This window comes from Synechococcus sp. O70.1, from assembly GCF_047462215.1.
GTDB lineage: Bacteria > Cyanobacteriota > Cyanobacteriia > Thermostichales > Thermostichaceae > Thermostichus.
This window is the reverse complement of record NZ_JANSIT010000008.1, coordinates 90,733-110,703: the sequence shown is the minus strand read 5'-3', so window position 1 is coordinate 110,703 and position 19,971 is coordinate 90,733. Positions and strand designations below refer to the sequence as shown.

The 19,971-nt window shown below is 60.8% G+C and carries 20 protein-coding genes; 10 read left to right on the top strand and 10 right to left on the bottom strand.

Annotated features, from left to right (window positions below):
- Nucleotides 1–117: 117 nt before the first annotated feature.
- Nucleotides 118–1,473 carry an FADH(2)-oxidizing methylenetetrahydrofolate--tRNA-(uracil(54)-C(5))-methyltransferase TrmFO gene (gene trmFO, locus NW833_RS06750; RefSeq protein ID WP_414411953.1) on the bottom strand — a complete coding sequence of 452 codons (1,356 nt, stop codon included), beginning with the start codon at nt 1,471–1,473 and terminating at the stop codon, nt 118–120.
- A 55-nt stretch (nt 1,474–1,528) separates the two neighbouring features.
- A complete protein-coding gene (locus tag NW833_RS06745; RefSeq protein WP_414396102.1) occupies nt 1,529–2,707 on the bottom strand; it encodes a TRC40/GET3/ArsA family transport-energizing ATPase in 1,179 nt (392 codons plus the stop codon).
- 161 nt (nt 2,708–2,868) lie between these two features.
- On the opposite strand from NW833_RS06745, the gene psbQ reads away from it, so the two are divergent.
- On the top strand, nt 2,869–3,267 hold the full coding sequence (psbQ, locus tag NW833_RS06740; protein ID WP_414396100.1) for a photosystem II protein PsbQ: 399 nt from the start codon (nt 2,869–2,871) through the stop codon (nt 3,265–3,267).
- Nucleotides 3,268–3,283: 16 nt separating this feature from the next.
- On the opposite strand, the gene coaD is transcribed toward psbQ, so the two are convergent.
- Nucleotides 3,284–3,763, bottom strand: a complete 480-nt coding sequence (coaD, locus tag NW833_RS06735) for a pantetheine-phosphate adenylyltransferase (protein ID WP_414411952.1) — start codon at nt 3,761–3,763, stop codon at nt 3,284–3,286.
- Nucleotides 3,764–3,785: 22 nt separating this feature from the next.
- Nucleotides 3,786–4,121 (bottom strand): divalent-cation tolerance protein CutA, encoded by a 336-nt coding sequence (gene cutA / locus NW833_RS06730; RefSeq protein WP_414396099.1) that lies wholly within the window; start codon nt 4,119–4,121, stop codon nt 3,786–3,788.
- A 173-nt stretch (nt 4,122–4,294) separates the two neighbouring features.
- Between cutA and NW833_RS06725 the strand changes: the two genes are divergently transcribed.
- Both NW833_RS06725 and groL read left to right on the top strand, forming a co-directional pair.
- On the top strand, nt 4,295–4,624 hold the full coding sequence (locus NW833_RS06725) for a 30S ribosomal protein PSRP-3 (RefSeq protein WP_414396119.1): 330 nt from the start codon (nt 4,295–4,297) through the stop codon (nt 4,622–4,624).
- A gap of 214 nt (nt 4,625–4,838) precedes the next feature.
- Nucleotides 4,839–6,461: a chaperonin GroEL gene (gene groL / locus NW833_RS06720; protein WP_414411951.1), complete on the top strand. Its 1,623-nt coding sequence runs from the start codon at nt 4,839–4,841 to the stop codon at nt 6,459–6,461.
- Nucleotides 6,462–6,492: 31 nt separating this feature from the next.
- Here groL and lysS read toward each other — a convergent pair whose 3' ends face one another.
- Nucleotides 6,493–8,031 (bottom strand): lysine--tRNA ligase, encoded by a 1,539-nt coding sequence (gene lysS, locus NW833_RS06715; RefSeq protein ID WP_414396097.1) that lies wholly within the window; start codon nt 8,029–8,031, stop codon nt 6,493–6,495.
- Between the two features lie 97 nt (nt 8,032–8,128).
- Entirely contained in the window at nt 8,129–9,838 is a 1,710-nt protein-coding gene (gene hmpF / locus NW833_RS06710) for a pilus motility taxis protein HmpF (protein ID WP_414411950.1), read from the bottom strand.
- A gap of 228 nt (nt 9,839–10,066) precedes the next feature.
- On the opposite strand from hmpF, the gene trpC reads away from it, so the two are divergent.
- The 6 genes from trpC (at nt 10,067) to NW833_RS06680 (ending at nt 15,854) form a co-directional block, all read left to right on the top strand.
- Complete coding sequence (gene trpC, locus NW833_RS06705; protein ID WP_414411949.1) at nt 10,067–10,984, top strand: indole-3-glycerol phosphate synthase TrpC; 918 nt, start codon at nt 10,067–10,069, stop codon at nt 10,982–10,984.
- A gap of 39 nt (nt 10,985–11,023) precedes the next feature.
- Nucleotides 11,024–11,263 carry a DUF5340 domain-containing protein gene (locus NW833_RS06700; RefSeq protein WP_414396092.1) on the top strand — a complete coding sequence of 80 codons (240 nt, stop codon included), beginning with the start codon at nt 11,024–11,026 and terminating at the stop codon, nt 11,261–11,263.
- Nucleotides 11,264–11,321: 58 nt separating this feature from the next.
- Nucleotides 11,322–11,516: a copper chaperone gene (locus tag NW833_RS06695; protein WP_414396091.1), complete on the top strand. Its 195-nt coding sequence runs from the start codon at nt 11,322–11,324 to the stop codon at nt 11,514–11,516.
- A 92-nt stretch (nt 11,517–11,608) separates the two neighbouring features.
- Nucleotides 11,609–13,924: a heavy metal translocating P-type ATPase gene (locus NW833_RS06690; RefSeq protein WP_414411948.1), complete on the top strand. Its 2,316-nt coding sequence runs from the start codon at nt 11,609–11,611 to the stop codon at nt 13,922–13,924.
- Between the two features lie 195 nt (nt 13,925–14,119).
- Complete coding sequence (locus NW833_RS06685) at nt 14,120–15,148, top strand: sirohydrochlorin chelatase (protein ID WP_414411947.1); 1,029 nt, start codon at nt 14,120–14,122, stop codon at nt 15,146–15,148.
- 76 nt (nt 15,149–15,224) lie between these two features.
- The gene (locus NW833_RS06680) at nt 15,225–15,854 is read left to right on the top strand and encodes a hypothetical protein (protein WP_414411946.1); all 630 of its coding nucleotides are present in this window, start codon (nt 15,225–15,227) and stop codon (nt 15,852–15,854) included.
- A gap of 22 nt (nt 15,855–15,876) precedes the next feature.
- Here the strand turns inward: NW833_RS06680 and NW833_RS06675 are convergent, their stop codons facing one another.
- From NW833_RS06675 to obgE, 4 genes are all read right to left on the bottom strand, one after another.
- On the bottom strand, nt 15,877–16,491 hold the full coding sequence (locus NW833_RS06675) for a PAP/fibrillin family protein (protein ID WP_414411945.1): 615 nt from the start codon (nt 16,489–16,491) through the stop codon (nt 15,877–15,879).
- Nucleotides 16,492–16,560: 69 nt separating this feature from the next.
- A complete protein-coding gene (locus NW833_RS06670; RefSeq protein WP_414411944.1) occupies nt 16,561–17,256 on the bottom strand; it encodes an L-threonylcarbamoyladenylate synthase in 696 nt (231 codons plus the stop codon).
- Nucleotides 17,257–17,265: 9 nt separating this feature from the next.
- Nucleotides 17,266–17,622 carry a hypothetical protein gene (locus NW833_RS06665; RefSeq protein WP_414396082.1) on the bottom strand — a complete coding sequence of 119 codons (357 nt, stop codon included), beginning with the start codon at nt 17,620–17,622 and terminating at the stop codon, nt 17,266–17,268.
- A complete protein-coding gene (gene obgE / locus NW833_RS06660; RefSeq protein ID WP_414405207.1) occupies nt 17,576–18,715 on the bottom strand; it encodes a GTPase ObgE in 1,140 nt (379 codons plus the stop codon). The genes NW833_RS06665 and obgE overlap by 47 nt, the downstream gene beginning before the upstream one ends.
- Before the next feature lie 210 nt (nt 18,716–18,925).
- Between obgE and NW833_RS06655 the strand changes: the two genes are divergently transcribed.
- Nucleotides 18,926–19,906: a 30S ribosomal protein S1 gene (locus NW833_RS06655; protein WP_414396080.1), complete on the top strand. Its 981-nt coding sequence runs from the start codon at nt 18,926–18,928 to the stop codon at nt 19,904–19,906.
- Nucleotides 19,907–19,971 lie beyond the last annotated feature (65 nt).

The following is a 19,971-nucleotide window of genomic DNA, read 5'->3' as shown; positions in this document are numbered from 1 at the left end:
CTCGTGGAACCAAGAACGAGAATCCCCGGCCTACGGCCCGCTGTCGCGAATGCCCTTTAGGGCGGGGAGTATGTCAATCCAGGCTAGCCAGCCGTTTGCGCTTGGAGGGTAAGGAACTCAGGCAGTTTGCACCTGGCGCACCAGCCCCGTTGCCGCCAAAGCAGCCAAGGCGCGATCCCGGTAACGACCATAGCGCTCTTGTTTGCTGCGAACCTTTTGCCCCTCCAGCTCCGGCAAGAGGCCAAAATTGGCTGGCATGGGCTGGAAGTACTTGGGATCGGCGCTGCTGATGAACTGAAACAGGGATCCCATCATCGTCTCCGGCGGCAACGTGATCAAAGGCAGCCCCAGAGCCAGGCGGGCGGCGTTCTGTCCGGCCAGCCACCCCCCCGCCACGGCGCAGGCGTAGCCTTCAGTGCCCACCAACTGGCCGGCAGCCAACAGGGTCGGACGGCGGCGAAATTGCAACGTAGGCAGCAAAAGCTGCGGCGAGTTCAAAAAGGTATTGCGGTGCATCACGCCAAAGCGGACAAACTCCGCTGCTTCCAGGCCGGGGATGAGGCGAAAGACCCGCTGCTGTTCTCCCCACTTCAAATTGGTCTGAAAGCCCACCAGGTTCCACAGCTTGCCTGCTCTGTCCTCCTGGCGTAGCTGCACCACCGCATAGGGCCGGGATCCCGTGCGGGGATCCACCAGCCCCACCGGCTTCAAGGGTCCAAAGCGGAGGGTGTCTTTGCCGCGGCGGGCCATTTCTTCAATGGGCAGGCAGCCCTCGAAGAACTTGCGCTCCTCTTTTTCAAAATCCTTAAGGGGCACCTGTTCTGCCTCCACCAGCGCCTGCCAGAAGCGCTCGTACTCCACCTCTGTCATAGGGCAGTTGAGGTAGGCCGCCTCTCCTCTGTCGTAGCGAGAAGCCTGAAACACCACTGTGCGGTTGAGGGAATCCCCGGTAACAATGGGGCTGGAAGCGTCAAAAAAGCTCAGGTACTCCAGGCCGGTGAAGGCTTGCAGCGCCTTGGCTAGGGGCTTGCTGGTCAGGGGGCCGGTGCAGAGGACGGCTATCCCTTCTGGGATCTCGGTCACCTCCTCCCGGCGCAGGGTGATGAGAGGATGGTTGGCAATGGCTTCTGTTAGGGCCTGGCTAAAGCGAGCCCGATCCACAGCTAGGGCCCCCCCTGCCGGCACAGCGTGGCGATCCGCGGTGGCGATCACCAGAGATCCCAGTTGGCGCAGCTCTTCCTTAAGCAGCCCTGCCGCTCGATCGCTGGCTATGGCCCCGAAGGAATTGCTGCACACCAGCTCTCCCAGTAGATCCGTATGGTGGGCCGGGCTTTGCCGCACAGGGCGCATCTCCGAGAGGATAACAGGCACCCCCAGTTGGGCGATTTGCCAGGCGGCTTCTGTCCCTGCCAGCCCCCCGCCCACCACATGGATGGGGGCCACGGTTGGCGATGGATGCGCGGGATGGTGCATCACAGCCTCCAGAGAAAACGCTCAGCCAGTTAGGTACTCCCCGCTAGCAGCTCCCTCAGGCGGCAAAGTGAATGCGCAGGTAGTCCTCTTCCATTTTGGCTCGTGCCGGCTTCATGGCCGCTAGAGCCTGGGGCAACACCAGGTTGCGGCGGTGGTTGCCAATGCGGATGTTGAGCTCGTCGCCAGTTTTGCTCAGCTCCACCTGCTCTTTGGGGATCCCGGGCAAGTAGAGGTCTAGGCGGTACTGGCCGTTGTCGGTAACCACCTGCATTGTCTGCTCAGCGTAGAACACCTCCGCCGGGTTGCGGTCTCCCCAGAGATCCTTTTTCAGGCGGGCCAGGGCGTCCCACCCCACCAGCTCCTCGGGGTAAAGCGGGATCTCCACCACCGGTAGAGGAGCAAAGTCCTCGTGGATCTGCTGGCGATACTTCTGCTGGGCAGCCTTCCAGGCGGCAAAGTAGGGATCCACCACCCCTTCTGGCAAAATGCGGTTGGCGATCACCAAATCGGTGGCGACGCCGTAGAGGCTAAGGTAGGCATGCGCCCGCAGGGACTCCTTGATCACCATTTTTTCGGGGTTGGTTACCAGGCGCACTGAGGTGATGCGGTTGTCGGTAAGGATGCGCTCTAGCCGCTCGATCTTCTGGTAGAACTCGTAGGGGGCATCCAGCACCTGGTCATCTGGCAGGGGGATCCCGGTTAGCCCTTTAACAATCGGCTCGGCAATGGGGCGCAGCACCCGCGCCAGCCCCTGTAAAGGTTTGTAGAACTTGCGCATGTACCAGCCGGAAACATCGGGCAAGCTGAGGAGGCGCAAAGCCGTGCCAGTAGGGGCTGAGTCGATGATGAGCACATCGAACTTGCCTTCGTCGTAGTGGCGGTTGACCCGCACCAGGGCAAAGATCTCGTCCATCCCTGGCAGCACCGCCAGCTCCTGCGCCTGCACGCCGTCCAGCCCGCGGGCCTGCAACACCTGCGTGATGTAGGCCTTGACGGATCCCCAGTTCAGTTCCAGCTCCTGCAGGGCATCCAGCTCCGCTCCCCAGAGGTTGGGTTTGACCTCCACCGGCTCGTGGCCCAAGGGTTGGTCGAAACTGTCGGCCAGGGAGTGGGCCGGATCGGTGCTCAGCACCAGGGTTTTTAGGCCAAGCTCGGCACAACGCCAGCCGGTCGCCGCTGCCATCGAGGTCTTGCCGACCCCTCCCTTGCCAGTCATGAGGATGATGCGTTGCATGGGAGCGCCGTTTACATTCTTTTACAGTTCTAGGCTAACCGATTTGCTCTTTTCTCCTCCGAGCGGCCAAGGGCTGGAGGGCAGTCAACAGGTACACTATATGGTTGCTGAGAAAGTAATGGCCAAGAGTCAAGCCGGTGAAGACAGGTGGGAGGTGGAGGATGATGCGTCGCTGGCGCAGTTTGCTGCTACTTGCCATCCTAACGTTGGGCCTGTGGCTGGGATCCCTTCCTGTCCAGGCGGCTGCCGCCTTGCCCCGAGAGCTACAGCAGCTAGAGCAACACGTAGAGCGGCTGCAGAGCCTGGTGGACGCTGAGGATTGGCTGGAGATCCGCTCCTACATTCACGGGCCGATGGGCCTGACCCGCAAGACCCTAACCAGCCTGGCAAACACCTTGCCCCAGCAGCAAAAGCGGGAGATGCTGCGCTTGGCCAAGGAAATGGGCCGCAGCTTGGAAGAACTGGACTTTGCCGCCAAAGCCTACGACCAACCAGAGGTGGAAGCTGCCCAGGCCAAGGTGAGAAAGACGTTGCAAGAGCTCAAGGCCCTGTTTTCGTAGTTGGGGACAGAGCGGATCAAGTTAAGGGGAAACGCTCCCGCAGATCTTGAGCCACCGGCGGGGGTACCAGGTGGTCAATGGGGCCGCCTAGCTTGGCCACTTCCTTAACTAAGCTGCTACTGACAAAGCTGTGCTCGCTAGCAGTAGCAAGGAAAAGGGTTTCCAACTCAGGAGCCAGGAGCTTGTTGGTGTGGGCCATCTGCAGCTCGACATCAAAGTCAGATAGCACCCGCAAGCCGCGCACAATGACTTTTGCCCCTCGCTGGCGGGCGTAGGCCACCGTCAGGCCGGAAAAGGTGTCGACCTCAACGTTTTTTAGGTGGGCAACAGAGAGGAGGATCTGGGCTTGCCGCTGCTCAGGAGTAAACAGAGGCGTTTTGTTGGGGTTTCTCAGGACTGCAACGATGACTTTGGAAAACAGACGGCTGGCCCGCTCGATGATGTCGAGGTGCCCAAAGGTGATGGGGTCGAAGCTGCCGGGGTAGAGGGCAATCATGCTAGAGAGGGTACCGCTCTTCTTAGCCTACCTGCTCTCGGGCCCACGCCAGATAGGTAGCGCTTACCTGAGCAGCCGGCAGAGCCAGGATCTCCGGCTCCTGGTAGGGGTGGAGCTCCCGCAGCCGCTGTTCCAGGCGGGGATAAGCACTGCTGGGCAACTTAAGCAGCAGCAAGTATTCTTTCTCTGTCTGCAGGGATCCCTGCCAGCGGTAGTAGGAGGTAATCGGGGGCAGCACCTGGGCACAGGCCACGTAGCGCTCGGCCACTAAGGTGTGGGCCAGGCGATGGGCGTCGGCTTCGGAGCCCACGGTGGTCATGACCACGGAGAGGGTTTCTAGGGCGGTCTTGTCGTCCATTAAAGCTGGCTGTAGGCATTCCTCTCCCCCATCCTACCCTTCAGGCTCCGCAAGAAAAAGGGCAGAGCTAGGCCAGCTCCTCAATAGCCCCACCCAGCCGGGAGGGAGCACCGCCTTCTACCTGAGGACGGGTAGTTTACAATAGAACTCTGCCCGGCTCAGGTCGGGCTTGTATCTTGTCGTTATCTAGGGAGAAACAAGCCTTGCCGAAATTTGCCCTAAAAGCTTTGTGGCTGCAAAACGATTTGGCCATTGCAGTGGATCAAGTAGTGGCCAAAAACCGCAGTCCTCTCACCCGCTACTTCTTCTGGCCCCGAGATGATGCTTGGGAACAGCTTAAGGCTGAACTGGAAAGCAAAAGCTGGATTAGTGAAGAAGATCGCATCAACTTGCTCAACCAAGCCACTGAGCTCATCAACTACTGGCAAAATGGTGGGCGCGACCGCCCCATTAGCGAAGCCCAAGCCCAGTTTCCTGACATCCTCATCAGCGACAGTTCGTGAGTGTTCCCTGCTTCCGCCTGCTATCTCTGCATCCAGGCCATCTTGCTGAGGCTGCCGCCTTTGGGCTAGATTAGCACTCGAGGTTCCAGAGTGCTAACTCTTGACCTAGCCAAGGGAAGGGATCGCTGTCGACCTCGCAGGATCCCGCTCTGCCCGGTAGCACTTAGAACAAGTGGCCTAGTTGCTAGTTGAGATAGCGAGGATCAGGGATTCTATGGCAAAGCAGATTTTGTTTAAGGAAGAGGCTCGCAAGGCTCTAGAAGAGGGCATCAATCAAGTAGCAAACGCAGTCAAGGTTACGATTGGCCCTAAGGGGCGCAATGTGGTTCTAGAGAAGAAATTTGGCGCTCCTCAGATTGTTAACGACGGAGTAACAATTGCTAAAGAAATTGAGTTGGCCAATCCCTTGAAAAATGCCGGTGCCCAGTTGATGCGGGAGGTGGCCAGCAAAACCAACGACGCGGCCGGGGATGGCACCAGTACAGCCACCATCCTGGCCCAGAGCATGATCCAGGAGGGGCTAAAGCACGTTGCGGCAGGAGCTAACCCTGTAGCCCTGCGGCGCGGCATTGAAAAGACCACCGCCTACCTGGTGGAGAAGATTGCCGCCCAGGCCAAACGGGTGGAGGATCGCAAGACCATCACCGAGGTGGCCACTATCTCTGCCGGTAACGACAGCGAGGTAGGCGAGATGATCGCCAAGGCCATGGATGCGGTGGGGCGAGAGGGGGTGATCACGGTCGAAGAGTCCAAGTCGATGGAAACCCAGTTGGAAGTAGTGGAGGGAATGCAGTTTGACCGCGGCTACATCTCTCCCTACTTCATCACCGATACCGAGCGGATGGTAGCGGAATACGAAAACGCCTATCTGCTCATCACGAGCAACAAGCTCTCCAACGTGCAGGAGCTGGTGCCTCTGCTGGAGCGGCTGGCCCGGGAGGGGCGGCCCTTACTGGTGATTGCCGAAGATGTGGAGGGAGAAGCCCTGGCTACTCTAGTGGTCAACAAGCTGCGGGGAGTGTTGAATGCGGTGGCGGTGAAGGCTCCCTCCTTTGGGGAGCGGCGCAAGGCCATGCTGGAGGACATTGCCATCCTCACCGGGGGCCGGCTCATCTCGGAGGAAATTGGCGTCAAGATGGAGAATGTCACTCTGGACATGCTGGGGTCGGCCCGCAAGATCACGGTTACCCGCGACAAGACCACCATTGTTACCGATGGCAGTACTAAGGCAGCCGTAGAGAAGCGGGTAGCTCAGCTCCGCAAGCAGCTGGAGACCACCGATTCTGAGTACGACCGCGAGAAGTTGCAGGAGCGAATTGCCAAGCTGGTTGGCGGAGTGGCGGTCATCAAGGTGGGAGCTGCCACCGAGACCGAGCTCAAAGACCGCAAGCTGCGCATTGAAGATGCTCTCAACGCCACGCGAGCAGCCGTGGAGGAAGGGATCGTCCCTGGCGGGGGGGTGACACTGCTCCACCTTTCCAAGGGGATCCCAGACTTTAAGGCCAAGTTGAATGCCGAAGAGCAGGTGGGGGCAGACATCGTCTACCAGGCCGTGCGGGCGCCGCTCTATCAGATTGCCCACAACGCTGGGCTGGAGGGATCAATAGCGGTGGAAAAGGTTCTGGAGCAAGAGATGCCCTACGGCCTCGACGCCCTGACCGCCGAGTATGTGGACATGTTTGCCCGCGGGATTGTAGACCCGGCCAAGGTGGTGCGCTTGGCCCTGCAAAATGCGGCTTCCATTGCCGCCATGTACCTCACCACGGAGGCCGTGGTCGTCGAGAAGCCGGAGCCCAAGCCGGCCAAAGGCCGCCCGAGCAAGCCGGGAATGATGTAATGATGTAAAGCCCTTCTGCAAGCCTAGGCCCCTATTCGGGGGCTTTTTCTTGGGCGGAGCTTTCGGGCCGCAGCAGGGGAAAGGCAATGACATCCCGAATGCTGGGAGCATCGCACAGCAGCATCGCCAGGCGGTCAATGCCTAGGCCAAGACCGCCCGTGGGAGGAAGGCCATATTCCAGAGCCGTGAGGAAGTCTTCGTCAAGAAAGTGGGCTTCTTCCTTGCCAGCTGCCTTTAGGGCTGCCTGGGCCTCCAGCCGCCGCCGCTGATCCACCGGATCGGTGAGCTCCGAGTAGGCGTTGGCGGTCTCCCGCCCAACAATGAACAGCTCAAAGCGCTCGGCCAGCCCTGCCTTGCTGCGGTGAGGCTTGGTGAGCGGACATACCTCCAGGGGATAGTCCAGGACAAAGGTGGGTTGGCGTAGGCGGCTTTCACAGCAGTGCTCAAAGGCCTTGACCAGCAACTGGCCAGGAGAGTCCTGGGGTGAGAGATTGGGGATCCCTTGCGCGGCCAAGGCGGGCAAGAGCTCCTCAGAGCACTCTTTTTCTACATCGATGAAGATGCCAGTGGCCTCTTCCACCAGCTCTTGCATCGTCACCCGTCGCCAGGGGGGGGTGAGGTCGATGGCTTCCCCTTGGTAGGTAAGCTGCAGGGATCCCCGCACAGCCAGGGCGGCGTTGCACACCAAGGTTTCGGTGAGCTCCATCATCGTGTGATAGTCAGCAAAGGCTTGGTAGGCCTCCAGGGAGGTAAATTCCGGGTTGTGGCGGGTGGAGATCCCCTCATTGCGAAAGACCCGCCCAATTTCGTAAACCCGCTCGATCCCGCCCACCACCAGCCGCTTCAGGTGCAGCTCGGTGGCAATACGGAGGTAGAGATCTAGATTCAGGGCGTTGTGGTGGGTTACAAAAGGCCGCGCCTCTGCCCCCCCGGGGATAACCTGCAACACCGGCGTTTCAATTTCCACAAAGCCTCGCTCTTCCAGGGTCTGCCGCAGGGAGCGGATGATCTTGGCGCGGTCGAGCAGGGTCTGTTTGACCTCGGGGTTGACGATGAGATCGACGTAGCGCTGGCGGTAGCGTTTTTCCACATCCCGCAGGCCGTGCCACTTGTCAGGCAGAGGCAGCAGGGCCTTGGTCAGGATCTGGTATTCGTCCACCCACACCGACAGCTCCCCTTTTTCGGTGCGCTTGAGGCAGCCCCTGGCCCCCAGCCAGTCGCCCACGTCGATGAGCTTGTCTAGGTTCTTGAAAGCCACCTCCCCCATGCGCTCTGTTAGCCGCTGCTTCTCCAGGTAAAGCTGGATGGTGCCAGAGCGATCTTGCAGAGTCAAGAAAGCGAGTTTACCCATCACTCGCCGCGCCCGGATTCGCCCAGCCACGGCCACCTGGACATCCTCCCGCTCCCCGCCAGGCTCCAGGTCAGCAAATTGCGCCTGCAACTCGGCAGCTAGGTGGGTAACGGGAAAAGAATAGGCATAGGGCAGGATCCCTTGCTCCTGCAGGTGGCGGACCTTTTCTAGGCGGGCAGCCCGTTGAGCGGCTTCGCTGCTAGTGGAAGGGGTGGACATAAGTAAAAACTGCTGAAACCAACAAGCGAGGAAGAGGATCCCGGCTTTGCCCCCGCGCTCCCTAGAAGGCGCTTAGGCTCTAGGACAGGCTTAAGGCTTATCCCTGGGCAAGGCCAGCCAAGAGGGCCTGCACCTGCTGGAGGTGAGCCCAGGCGCTGGAGCTCCCTTCTTGGTACCGACTCAGCTCCGCCTCCAATTGCCCCAGATACCCTGCCCACTCTGCCCAGCGCTCCTGCTCAGCAGCAAGCGCAGCTTGCAGTTGGTTGAGGCGCCCCCAGGTTTCGGCCATTGCCTGGGCCCGGGCCCGCAGGGCCTCCTCCTCTTGCTCTAGGTGTTGCCACTCCTGCTCCAGGTCCTGCTGTTGGCGGGCCAGTTGCTCCTGTTGAGCTGAGAGAGAAGCTTCCAGTTGGTGGACAAGCGTTTGCAGGCGGTCTTTTTCCTGGAGCAGCTCCTGCTTTTGCTCGGCCATCTGTTCCAGGAGGGGGCCAATATCCACTCGAACCGGAGCGGCAGCCTGATTCTGTAGCTGCTTGAGGCGAGCCTCGTGGCGGGCTAGTTCCTCGTACTCCCGCTGCAGGTTTTTCTCTTGGGGCAGCAGAGCTTCTTCTAGGGCGCTACAGGCAGCCTGGGCGTAGTCGATCTCCATTTCGAGGTCAAACCGTTCCTCGGGAGAGGCGGTGGCCAGCCGCGCTTGTAACCCCTGTAAGGTTTGCCGGTTCTGCTCCAGCTCAGCCCGCTGCTGGCTAACCTGGGCCGCCCGCTGCTCGTAGTCCCGGCGCATTTGGCTAACCAAAGCCGCCAGCTCCTCCACTGAGACCGCCACCTCCTCCCCTCCGTTGCGGCTACCGTCAACGATGAAGTCGTACTCCTGAACCAAACGGTAGGCTTTTTGCTGGAGGCTCTCCTGAGAGTGCAACTGCTGGAGGATCCTCTGCAGTTGCTCTTGGTAAAGCTGCAGGGATCGCTGCTGAACCTGCCAGCTAGCCTGGCTTTGCTCGAGGGCATGGCGGGATCCCCACCAGGCAGCGCGGCGCTCCCGCCAGGCTTGGTAGTCCCGCTCCAGCCCCTCTTGGCCAATTTGGGCTTGCTGTCGCTCCTGCTCCAGTTGGGCCATCTGGTGGTGGAAGTGCTCCTGCTGCTGCTGAACCTGGCTTTTCAAGCTTTGCAGAAGATCCAGGGGCGCCGTAGGGAAACTTAAATGTTCCTGAACTTCTTGCAACAAAGCCCGGAGCTGGGCTGCTTCGGCTTCTCTAAGGCGGCTGGAGCGAGCTTCCAGTTCCTGCCGCTGTCGGTTGAGAGCTTCTCGCTGCTCTCCAATCAGGCGCTGTTGCTCAGCCAGATAGGCTTGCTGGTTGGTCAGCTCCTCTTTGAGACTCTCCAGAAGTTTGCGCTCCTCCTCGACCGCTTTGTATTGCTCGTACAGCCGCTGCACCTCCTCTTCTTGGGCAGCCAGCTCCATCTCGCGGCGGGTGAGCTCTTGGGCCTGAAAGGTGAGGGACTTGCGCCAATTCTCGATCTCTTCCTCTTGGCTGCGGACTTTTTGCTGAAGTTGGCTGAAACTTTGCAGGTAGGTTACCACTTGGCGAGCAGCTTCGCTGATGCGAGTTACCTGGCGGTTGCCAGAGACCTCTGCTAGCACCAGCGCCCCATCCTTGAAGCGCCCGGCTTCTTGAGCAATGCGGCCATCCAGGGTGATGGATTCTTCGTTGACGGCCACCCAGGTGTTGTCCTGCTGTTGCTTAGCTAGTAGTTGCAGAGACGACTTGGCAAATCCAAGTGGCTTGGAGAGCTCTGCTAGGTACAGCACGCCTAACCCCCTCAAACGTGGACCGCAATAACCTCAATCCTGCTTTAGGGCCGCCGCTCGACTTGCAGGTTAACCCGCCATCTCGGTTGCTGATCCCAACCTCAACGATAGGGTAAAAAAAACGCCTTTGCCAGAGGCTGCTTGGGGAAACCTGGAGTAGCTATTCAAACTGGCCGCTTAGCCCTAGAGTGATCTAGGGTGAGGTGAAAGGTTCTGGTCAGGGGCGATATGGAGCTGCAGAGTGAACCGCTTGCTATTCGTCGGCGTTCCCCTGCCCCAGCGGTGGTGGTCGCCTCGCAGGTCTACCAGATAGCAGCGCCCGAGGCTGAGCCGCGCCACATTTTGGAAGCCATTGTCTGGCACAAAGAGCAGGAGGTGGAGCGCCAGCGGGAGCAGCTTCCTCTCAAGGAATTGCAACGGCAACTGGAGCAGGCTCCCCCCGTGCGGGATTTCGTGGCCGCTCTCACCCAATCCCCCCACCCCGTCTCTCTCATTGCTGAGGTGAAAAGGGCCTCTCCTAGCCGCGGCATCCTCCGGGATCCCTTTGACCCAGTGGCCATTGCCCGCAGCTATGAAGCAGGGGGGGCCAGTTGCCTATCGGTGCTTACAGATGAGCGGTTTTTTCAGGGCAGCGGCGAGTACCTGCGCCAGATCCGCCAGGCAGTAGGGATCCCCATCCTCTGCAAGGAGTTCATCCTCTACCCCTACCAAATCCTCTGGGCCCGCAGCCTAGGAGCGGATGCGGTGCTGCTGATTGCCGCCATTCTCTCGGATGCCGACTTGGGCTACTTCCTCAAGCTCGTTCAGCGGTTGGGCATGGCGGCTGTGCTGGAGGTGCATACCGCTCAGGAGCTGGAGCGAGTCTTAGCCTTGCCGCAACTGCAACAGGCCAAGGGGCGGGTGTTGATTGGCATCAACAATCGCGACTTGAGAACCTTTACAGTCGACTTAAGGACGACACGCAACCTCCTGGCCGCCTACCGGGATCGCCTGGGGGATCTGCCGGTGGTCAGCGAGTCTGGCATCCACACCTTCGCCGATCTGCAGCAGTTGCAAGCCTGGGGGGTGCGCGCCGTGCTGGTGGGGGAAGCCCTGGTCACGCAGCTAGATCCTGGCCAAGCGGTGCGCTCCCTGTTGTCCCCGTAAACTTTTCGCCAGCCACCAAGATGGATCCCTTCTAGATCGATGAAACGGATTCCGGTGCCAGCCCACATCCACTATGAGTTTCTGCTGCGGGTTTTGGAGCGGCAGACGTTTCCGGCAGTCGAGGAACAGGATTTTGGCAACCGCGGCCGCACGCAAGAGCTGATCACCTCTTTGCGCAAGGCCCTCACCCAACAGTTGCAACTGGAAGAAGAGTGGCGCCAGCGGGGCTACCAAGTGGACTACCGCTGGAACCTGGACGATCCGCCTCCCTCCCCTTGACCTTCTAGCCCCCTGCAAGGCTTAGCATCGAGCTATGGAGGTGTAGAGGCTTTTCAGGATGCAGGTTGTTTTGACGGTGCCCAAGCTGGCCTGCTCGGCTTGTGTGGAGACCATTGCCCAGGCGGTGCGGCAACGGGATCCCCAGGCCCAAGTGGAAGCGGATCCCAAGACTAAGCAGGTGCGGATTCTCTCCGCGCAGACAGACACGGACTGGCGGCAGGTTCTTGCCCAAGTGGGCTATCCGCCGGCGTAGCGACGTCGGCAGGACAGAGCTCCCGGCTGGGGTTTTCCTCATTGTTGGGAGGAAGGAGGCTTTGGCGTTGCTTTTACTCGGAGGGCAGAGCCATGTCTGATTCTGGTATCCCCAACCCCTCTGCCCCATCTGCTGCCGGCACTTGGCGCTTGGCCATCCAGGGTATGAGCTGTGCCTCCTGCGCTGTCAGCATTGAACGGGCGCTTGGCCAGGTGCCAGGGGTGACGGCGCAAACGGTGAACTTTGCCAGCGAACAGGCGATTGTTCAAGGGGATCCCCGGCTGGTGAGCCCCCAAGCCTTAATCCGGGCAGTGGAGCAGGCGGGGTATCGGGCCCACCTCCTCCAAGACGATTGGCAACTGCTGGAGCCGACGGATCCCGAGCGGATTGCCCAACGGGCGGCAGAACGGGAGTGGAAGCTGAAGGCGGCAATAGGAGCAGGCATCAGCACGGCGCTGCTAGTGGGATCGTTGCCGATGATGCTGGGGAGGGAGATCCCCGGCTTGCCCCTGCAGGATCCGTGGCTGCAGTTGCTGCTGACAATACCGGTGCAGTTTTGGGTGGGCCAGCCGTTTTATCGCGGCGCCTGGGCGGCTTGGCGGCGGCGAACGGCCGATATGAACACCCTGGTGGCCTTGGGAACCAGTGCCGCCTTCTTCCATTCCCTTTTTGCCACCCTCTTTCCCGACTTCTTCCACCGGCAAGGGCTGCACCCCGAGGTGTACTACGAAGTAGCGGCCGTGGTCGTCACGCTGGTGCTGGTGGGCAAGTGGATGGAGCAGCGGGCCAAAGCCCAAACCTCCGAGGCCATCCACAAGCTGATGGGGCTGCAGCCCAAAACCGCAAGGGTAATTCGCCAGGGAGTGGAACAGGAGATCCCAATTGGGGAGGTGCAAGTAGGAGATTGCATCCGCGTGCGCCCCGGCGAGAAGGTGCCGGTGGACGGTGTAATCCTGGAAGGTTCCTCGGCGATAGATGAGTCGATGGCAACCGGGGAAAGCCTGCCTGTCGTCAAATCGGTGGGGGATGAGGTTATCGCGGCCACTCTCAACCAGACAGGCAGCTTTGTCATGAAGGCCCAGCGGGTAGGCAAAGATACGCTTTTGGCCCAGATCGTGCGCCTGGTGCAGGAAGCTCAGGGATCCAAAGCTCCCATTCAGCAGGTGGCAGATCGAGTGACCTCGTGGTTTGTGCCGGCGGTCATTGGAGTGGCGGCGGTAACGTTTGGGCTCTGGTGGGGGCTGGCGGGCAAGCCAACGTTGGCTTTGGTCAATGCCGTTGGGGTGCTGGTCATTGCCTGCCCTTGTGCCTTGGGTTTGGCCACCCCCACCTCGATCCAGGTGGCCATAGGGCGAGGAGCAGAGCTGGGGATCCTGGTGAAGCGGCCTGAGAGCTTGGAGGTTTTGGCCCATCGCCTCGCCACCGTGGTCTTGGACAAAACCGGCACTCTCACCGCTGGCCGTCCCGCTGTTACCGATATCTGGACTCCAGCCTCCTCTCCCCTAGGGCTGTTGCGTCTAGCGGCTGCGGCAGAACAGTACTCAGAACATCCGCTAGCCCGGGCAGTGGTGCAAAAAGCCGAAGCAGAAGGGATCGCGCTCCCGCCAGCCCAGCACTTCCAGGCAAGAGTAGGCGAGGGGATAGAAGCCTGGGTAGAGGGACAGCCGGTGCGTGTTGGTCGGCTGAGCTGGCTGCAGGCGATGGGGATCCCTTGCCATCCCGCCAGCAAGGAGCGGGCTCAAGCTTGGGAGAACGAGGGCAAAACGGTCATTGGCGTGGCTCAAGGGGAGAGTTTTCTGGGACTGCTGGCCATTGCCGATCCGCTAAAGCCCACTTCCGCTGAAGCTGTGCAGCAGCTGCACCAGATGGGGCTGGAGGTGGTTATGCTGACTGGCGACAACCCCACCACTGCCCAAGCCATTGCCCGGCAGGTCGGGATCCGGCGAGTCATTGCCCAAGTCCGTCCTGAGCAGAAGGCAGCCTTGATTCGCCAGCTTAGGCGGCCTCAGGGGCGGGTGGTGATGGTGGGAGACGGCCTTAACGATGCGCCGGCCCTGGCTGAGGCCGATGTGGGGATCGCCATGGGGACGGGCACGGACGTGGCCATGGCCACCGGCGACATTACCCTGGTATCGGGCGATTTGCGGGGTGTGGCTGCCGCCATCCAACTTAGCCGGGCTACCCTTGCCAACATTCGCCAAAACCTCTTCTTTGCCTTTATCTACAACGTCCTGGGGATCCCCATTGCTGCCGGGGCGCTCTATCCCTTCACCGGCTGGCTGCTCAACCCCATGTTGGCGGGGGCAGCCATGGCCTTCAGCTCTGTCTCGGTGGTGGCCAATGCCCTGCGCCTGCGGCACTTTCAGCCCTCACCCCCAGCCCCTCTTGCTCGGAGAGGAGGGAGTTAGGGATCAGGACAAGGGTTTGGAATTATCTCCCCGGAGGCGGCAATCCCCCTGGGGGGCCTTGGTGAACAACTAGCGGCAGGCTAGCCTAAAAGGCCCAGGCAGGCTGGGGAAAGTGGGGCGCCAATCCGCTCCCTCAGCGAAAACACTCACCTGCTTTTTCCTGGACCTTTGCAATTCCCAAGGAACGGAGTTTTCGTGTTGAATACCCTCAGTTTTTCTCCTTCCTCTACCGTTGGGCAGTCCCCTTCTGCGTCCTTGCCCTTGTTGCTCATTGGCCACGGATCCCGTGACCCAGAGGGACAGCAAGCCTTCCTGGAGCTGGCCCAGACCTACCAAGCTCTCACGCCCCATCGGCCGGTGATCCCTTGCTTTCTGGAGCTGGCCCAGCCGACCATTGCCCAAGGGGTGGAACACTGCTTGGCCCAGGGGTGGCAGGAGATCGTGGCTCTGCCGCTATTGCTGTTTGGGGCGCGCCACAACAAGTTCGACGTGACCACAGAGCTGGATCGCCTCCAGGCCCTCCACCCGCAGTTGCGCGTCCACTACGGCGCGCCGCTGGGGATCCGCGTTGAGATCTTGCAAATGCTGCGGGAGCGAATGGCCACTTTGCTGGCCGCCCAGCCGCAGCGGATCCCGGAAGCGGAGACGGTGCTGCTCTTTGTCGGCCGCGGCTCCAGTGATCCCGAAGCCAACGCCGAAGCCTGTAAGCTGGCTCGACTGCTCTGGGAAGGGTCTGGGTTTGCGGCCGTGGAGACTTGCTTTATCGGCATTACCCATCCGCGCCTGCCCGTGGGGTTGCAGCGAGCCCTCTCTTGGCAGCCGCGCCGGGTTCTCGTGTTGCCCTATTTTCTCTTTACAGGGGTACTGGTGAAAAGAATCGAGGCGGCAGTGCAGGAGCAGCGGCGCTGCCACCCCGAGATTGACTGGCTGATGCTGCCAGAATTGGGCATAGTGGATACGGTGCTGCACACCCTGCAGCAACTGGAGCAGGAGGCTCTCCAGGGCCAAACTCCAGTGAACTGCCACCTCTGCAAGTTTCGCCTGGCGGTGAGCGCAGAGCTGGGAGCAGGACATTCCCATCCTCATCCCCACGACCATGACCATCACTCCCATGGGCACGGTCCTCACCACCATCACTCTGAACACCACCATGCCCCCGCAGGGGCAGCGGATCCCTGGGCCTCCTTGGAGAGCTATCACCAACGAGCTTGGCAGGTGCCCTAGCAAGAGCGACGGGATAAACTGGGGGGTGGCAGGCGTTGTGTGGGCCCCTTAGGGCTTTGGTTTCTTGGCCTACCCGATGACGAGGCTTGTCCGCTCCTTTTGGATCTCCGGTGCTGCTGCTGCAGGGAGCGGGCTCCTCGTCTTCGCCGGGGTGGTGGCTCTGCTGGATCAGATCCTGCCGACTCTGCCCAAGATTTCCCTCTCCTTGGCTGGGATCCCTGGCCTAGTGGCTGGGCTGGGGGCTGCCTATGGGGTTTGGTGGCTGGCCCGGCTGGCGTTGCAGTCGACCTCTTGGGGCAGCTTCCGAGAAGCGCTGCTAGAAGCTCTATCTCCGTTTGATCCTGCCGATCACGGCGGCCAGCCGCGACTACGACCCAAGCCTAGCCCAGAGCAAGCGCTGCGCCAGCTGCAATCCCAAGTTGCTGCCCTGGAGGCAGAATTGGAACGCCAAGGGATCCAACTACAGCAGGCAAAAGCAGAGCAAGCCCAGCTCCAGCAGCGGCAGCAGCAACTCGAGCGCCTTCTACAGTGCACAAAATGGGAAAACCAAAAGCTGCACTCTCAACAAGAGGAATGGGCCCGGCAACTGGAACAGTCCCAAGAGAAGTTGCAGGCGTTGCAAGCGTCCTACCGGGCCCTGGAGACCCTCTGGGAGATCAGCTTCGCTCTCATCGAGAAAACGCGAGGTGAAGACCCCCGGCTTTAGCTGTGGGGTAGTGCGTCTCCCGCTAGCTACTTTCGCCCACCCGCCTGAGCACGAAGAGACTCCCTTGGCTGCCACGGCCAATCCTCAGATCCTCGTCCAAATAGGTGATATCCAGCCAGCCCGTTGGCTTGCGACAACCCAGGTCAATCTTGATAGCCGGGAGCCGGTCGGGATCCCGTTCGAGCAGATAGAGAAAACTCTCGATCTCGTAGCTCATCAACGCCTGGAGTCCCACAAGCAGCCGCTCGAACAGCACCTTGACCCGCCGTTCCGATGCCGGATAGAAGCGGGCTGCCACCGCCAAGATCCCCCGCGGCAGCCAGCCGGATCCCTGGATTTCGGCCACGTTAAAGACTTGGCCCTTCTGGGCTCGAATGCACTGATAGATCTCGCCGGTGGTCAAAAGGGGCAAAGGGGCCAGCCGCAACAAAGCGGCGCTAGTGGTGAACAGGTTCAGCCAAGTCCCCTCCAACCGTTCAGGAGCTGCTAGGGGGTTAGGGGTAGGGTTGAGGACTTCTAGGGCGGCAATGTGAGCCAGAATCTGGTTTTTTTGGCTAGGGGAAACCCTGCGGCCCCGGTCGGTCGTCTCCAAAAGCTGCAACAGCGCCGACTTTTTTTCAGCTAAGGTTTCAGGCATGGGACCATACCGGCAGGACGACCCTATTCTAGGAGCAAGCAGCTAGGCGGAAAACCCAGGGCCTGTGCCTCAATTGCCCGGCTCTTTTGCCCACTGCAGATCCGCCACCTGCTTGTAGCCCAGCCCGGCCCGCACCAGCAGCGGCTCCGGCCCTGTGAGATCGATGACGGTCGAGACCTGGGCCCGATAGGGAGCCTCGTCATCCACTATCAGATCCACTTGCTTCTCCAACTGGCGCATTTCCTCGGCGGTAAAGATTCCCCCTTCCTCCCAATCCGCTGCCGGATCAAAGCCCACCTCCAACGAGCCGATGGGATCCCTGCCCAGCTTGGCCGAGGTGGAGACGATGGGGTTACCCAACTCGGCCAACAGCGCCTGACAGATGGCCGAATCGGGCACGCGGATGCCAGTGGTCTTTCGCTTGGGCTCCATCACCAACCGAGGCACCAGCTTGGTGGCTGGCAACAAAAACGTAAACGGGCCAGGGATCAGCCGCCGCATCAGCCGATAGGCGGGATCGCTCACCTGGGCATACTGAGCAATCTGGGAAAGCGAAGGGCACAGAAAGGTAAGAGGCTTGTCGTTAGAAAGCCGCTTGATGTGCCGCACCCGCTCCACTGCCTGCTTGTGAGTGACATCGCAGCCGATGGCATAGACCGTGTCGGTGGGATAAAGCATGACCGCCCCCTCGCGGAGCGCGGCTGCAATGCGCTGGATGGAGCGAGGCTGGGGGTGTTGGGGATGGAGCTTGAAGTATTCGGCCATCAGAAAACGTCAAGACTCAGAACGGCTTTCCGAGACCTCCACCACAGGACGAGGGGTGGGCGGCACCGACAGGGAGCTCTGCGGCCAGTCTTTGAGCTGCTGCATCAGGGCCTGGATGTGCAAACGCGGCAGGTAGGGCCAGTCACCTGCCTCCTCTAGTTCTTGAAGCACTTGATAGAGCTCTTGCCGGGTGTTGGGCAAAGCTTCTTGGAAGGCTCCCTCCAAAATGGTGCGGTGCAGATCCTCCAACAGGCGCAGCAGCATTGCCAGCTCCAGACAGGATCCTGCCCTTGCCTGCGTCGCCTGCTCAACGGCCCGCTTAATCTGGCGCAAGTCGGGTGGCAGATCCTCCTCGGAGACGTACATAGCCACTCATCTCTGGGCTTGGGGGAAGCGGGGGCACTCCTATTCTAGGCTTCTCTTGAGGCGCCGCTAGCTGGATCTTGCCCCCAGGTCGAGGGGGCTCTGGATCCCGGCCCAGACTCTGCCACACTCGCTGCAGGAGAGCATCCAAACCCTGCCTGGCCACTGCCGAGATGGCCAAGACTGGAGCGCCGACGGCGGTTGCAAGCCGCTGGGTGCGCTCGACAACCTCCTGCGGCTCGAGGGCGTCGATTTTGTTTAAAACCACAATCTGCGGCTTGTCGATGAGCCCGTGGCCGTAGGCGCGCAACTCCTGCTGCACAACTTGGTAAGCCCTGACAGGATCGGCCGCCGCGCCGTCCACCAAATGAATCAGCAGCCGCGTGCGCTCCACATGGCGCAAAAAGTCATGCCCCAGTCCCACCCCTCGGTGGGCTCCCTCAATGAGGCCGGGAATATCGGCAAACACCACCCCATCGCCCGAGGGATGGGGCACCACCCCCAAATTGGGCTGTAGCGTGGTGAAGGGGTAATCCGCAATCTTAGGCCGGGCGGAGGAGATCACGGAAATCAAGGTTGACTTGCCGGCGTTGGGCAGGCCGACGATCCCCACTTCAGCAATGAGCTTCAGCTCCAGGCGCAGCCGCACCCGCTCCCCCGGCTGGCCCCTAGTAAAACGGCGGGGGGCGCGATCGTGGTTGCTCAAGAAGTGGGCGTTGCCCAAGCCCCCTTTGCCGCCCCGGGCCACCAGCAGCTGATCCCCTGGCTGCACCAGATCTCCAAGGAGCTCGCCCGTTTCCGCGTTGAACACCATCGTGCCACAGGGCACCCGCACCAGCCGATCCGCCCCGCTGGCCCCCGTGCGCTGGTTGGGTCCTCCTTTTGAGCCGTTTTCGGCTTTGATGACTGGCTGGAAGCGAAAGTCCAGCAAAGTCTGCAGCCCCGGATCTGCCACTAGGATCACCGAGCCGCCCCGCCCCCCATTGCCGCCCGAGGGTCCGCCGGCAGGCACGTACTTCTCGCGGCGGAAGGCCACAATGCCATCCCCCCCATTTCCCCCCTGCACCTCAATCTCCACCTGGTCAATGAAATGCAACTGCCTTTCTCCCAACGCTCCCTGGGCCACTTTCTTACTAGCTTGGCAGGAGGGCGAGGAAATTTGCTACAAAAGCTTCTTCCTTGAGCTAGGATAGTGTTTCCAGGACCTACCCTTTTGGGTGTGAAGGTGGAGGCATGCCCATGCCTTCTCCTAGTCTAGGTCTGGCTGTGGTTTGAACTTGCGCAACTGCTCTGCTAGTAAGCCCCTATGACTCGAGTTACCGCTGCTGCCGACGTGGGTTTTACCACCGAGGACTTTGCCGCTCTCCTGGACAAGTACGACTATCGCTTCAGCCCCGGCGAAATTGTAACCGGCACAGTATTTTCGGTGGAACCGGGTGGCGCGTTAATCGACATTGGGGCCAAAACCGCTGCCTTCTTGCCGCTGCAGGAGATGTCTATCAGCCGGGTGGAAGATCCCCACGAGGTACTCCAGCCCGGAGAGACGCGCGAGTTCTTCATCCTTACTGAAGAGAACGAGGAGGGGCAGCTGACCCTCTCCATCCGCCGCATTGAGTACATGCGGGCGTGGGAACGGGTGCGCCAGCTCCAAAAAGAGGATGCCACGGTGCGGGCCACCATTTTTGCCACCAACCGCGGGGGCGCCCTGGTGCGCATCGAGGGGCTGCGCGGTTTTATCCCCGGCTCCCACATCAGCACCCGCAAGCCCAAGGAAGAGCTAGTGGGCGAGGAGCTGCCCTTGAAGTTTCTCGAGGTGGACGAAGACCGCAACCGCTTGGTGTTGAGCCATCGCCGGGCTTTAGTGGAGCGGAAGATGAACAAGCTAGAGGTGGGCGAGGTGGTGGTTGGCACGGTGCGCGGCATCAAGCCCTACGGTGCTTTCATTGACATTGGCGGCGTTTCCGGCTTGCTGCACATTTCCGAGATCTCCCACGAGCACGTCGACACACCCCACAGCGTCTTTAACGTCAACGACGAAGTGAAGGTGATGATCATCGACCTAGACGCGGAGCGGGGCCGGATCTCGCTATCAACTAAGCAGCTGGAGCCCAATCCCGGCGATATGCTGCGGGATCCCAAGCTGGTTTACGAGAAAGCCGAGGAAATGGCAGCCAAGTACCGCGAGCAACTGCGGGCTGCCAAGCAAGGACAGGCGGAACAGGTCGAGGAGGCACCCTTGAGGGTGGCAGAAGAAGAGCTGGAATATGCGGCAACAGCAGCGGAATAGGGCAGGCGGCCTGAGGCGCGCTGGCCTGGCCGTCGCGGCCTTCACCTGGGATCGCGGGGGGGCAG